Genomic DNA, 1,521 nt, shown 5'->3' on the forward strand with positions numbered 1-1,521 from the left:
CTTTCTGGAGCCACATCCTTAGAGGAACTTAAAGTTTCATTGCTTTCTTGCTCTTTGGATTCCTCCTCTCGTATGGGAGAGAGTCTTCTTTTGGGGGTCTCTTCAAGAGGCCTCCTAAGCTCTCTCTCCTCTTGGAGAGGAAGGGAAATCCCATAAGTGCAAAGTTGTTGAGTAACTTCGGCTTGCAAAGCAGGCTGCAACCTAGTAACAAGATAATTGACAAACATGGGGGCATCATCATTAGCACCTTCATGTGCAAAATCAAAGTTATCAATGTTCATTCTACTCTCTTGGGTATTGTCAGCCATGTTAATTAAACTGATGTGTTTACTTAGTGTATTCTTTGGCAATTCAAAACCTTAGTTGCTACTCCTCTTAGCCTTTGAAAATCGGCACTTAAGTATCTACACCCACGACTCAAATTAGTTAATTATAGAGAGTAGTGGGGTGGGTCTAACATAGAAGAATTGCCGAGGGATAGCTCCTTTCAAACTTCTTATGGTTCAATAATGGTAAAGCCGTAGGCAATTCTAAAAAGACCCCATTATTAAGACCAAAGCTCTCGAGGTGTGCACCATACCCCACATAGTGGGCTCAACAAAACCGATAATAGATCCCAATCCCACTTACCCTAATATAATTAACAAAATCAACCATTAATAGGCTACTTAAGGACCTCTCTTCTTAAGCAAGAAAAGAGAAACCAAATGCTCTGATACCAATGTAATGGAAACGGCCTATGAACTTTGAGAATAGCTGAATTAAGAGAATTAAAGTGAGTATTTTTGTGAGATCATTTTGAGAACATAGAGGGTGAACTTAATTGATGGTAGCAACATGAACATAGTACTTAATTAACTTGGCATGAACAATACTTTTGCAAGAGAGAGAGTTTAGAGAACATGACAACAGTTGAGGACCGGATTTATGTGGAGCCGGTCCCCCCTCCAATAGGCATTTGTATTATAGATTCTCCCATCAAGAGAGACTTGGTACAATACAATCTTTGTGTTCCTTGTGACCTAGGTGATGCAATGAAGATGGAAAGCTTCATGCATCACAAGCATAACATAAACTTTGTAGAAAGCATTAACTATCCCAAGCCTCAGTCCCAAGGCCTCAAACACCTTCGAAGGTGGAGAGAGCTAGCAGGGAATGAGGGTAGGGAAGAGGAAAAAGAAACATTCCATAGGAGAAAGAGCTAGTTCCTCACTTATCATCACTCTTCTTGCTAGCATACATAATAGCATAGTAATGAAGATGGAGAAGATGGCAAGCTTAAGCATTGAAGCATGGCTCTTGGTTGGATTTGCATTCCATAGCCAAGAGTGTTGGTGTAGGTTCTCACTTCTCAACAAGCTTGGAGAAGGAGATGGAGTTCATCTACTTTCACCAAGTGAAAATACTTGAAAAAAAATGAGTGTGTGAGAGGTGTATACCCCCCAAGCATACCCCTTGCTTGCTTTGGGCAAGCCCCCCTTTTTTCTCAAGCCTGAATCTCATTGGACCCCTCTCCCCCTA

Annotated in this window: 1 protein-coding gene; it reads right to left on the reverse strand. The window is 41.2% G+C overall.

Annotation, left to right across the window (positions count from 1 at the left end; translation table 11 throughout):
- Positions 1 to 281: hypothetical protein (locus DD606_RS25155; RefSeq protein WP_139158375.1), on the reverse strand; the 281-nt coding region annotated here is incomplete at its 3' end.
- Between the last annotated feature and the right edge of the window lie 1,240 nt (positions 282 to 1,521).

Source organism: Enterobacter cloacae complex sp. GF14B, from assembly GCF_004136805.1.
Taxonomy (GTDB): domain Bacteria; phylum Pseudomonadota; class Gammaproteobacteria; order Enterobacterales; family Enterobacteriaceae; genus Enterobacter; species Enterobacter hormaechei_C.